The sequence below is a fragment of the Citrobacter sp. TBCS-14 genome, from assembly GCF_005280805.1.
Classification (GTDB): domain Bacteria; phylum Pseudomonadota; class Gammaproteobacteria; order Enterobacterales; family Enterobacteriaceae; genus Citrobacter; species Citrobacter gillenii.
In genome coordinates this window covers 1-349 of record NZ_SZWM01000878.1, presented here as the reverse complement: position 1 = coordinate 349, position 349 = coordinate 1, and the positions used below count along the sequence as shown (strand labels likewise).

Sequence of the window (349 nt, the reverse complement as noted above, 5' to 3'; positions counted from 1 at the left end):
CTTTTAGCTTCGTCATACGCCTTTATATTGTCGTCTCGCCACTTTCTAAAAGTTTTAGCTGAACAATGCAAACTTGTGTAGATTTCTCTATCGTTGCAACCTGATTCAATTTTATCAATGATTTGACTAAATAGCGGTTCTTCGTACATCTTAGGTAAAATTGTGGGTCTGCCACCGTTTTGTGTTTGCATATTGTCCTTTCTTTTAAATGTGGTTATATCGTTTAAAGCCTATATAATCGCTTCTAAGAACAGCAATAACTTTTGCTTATAAGTTTACCCGCTTGGATAACTCTGCTCTCACAAGCCAAAATATGAGCATATAGCCCTATAATTAAGATTTAGCAAGA

1 protein-coding gene is annotated in these 349 nt (G+C 35.2%); it reads right to left on the bottom strand.

Translation table 11 applies throughout. From position 1 onward, the window contains the following. On the bottom strand, positions 1–191 hold a 191-nt coding region (locus FDX22_RS21855; protein ID WP_222592554.1), incomplete at its 3' end, for a bacteriophage terminase small subunit. Positions 192–349: the final 158 nt, after the last annotated feature.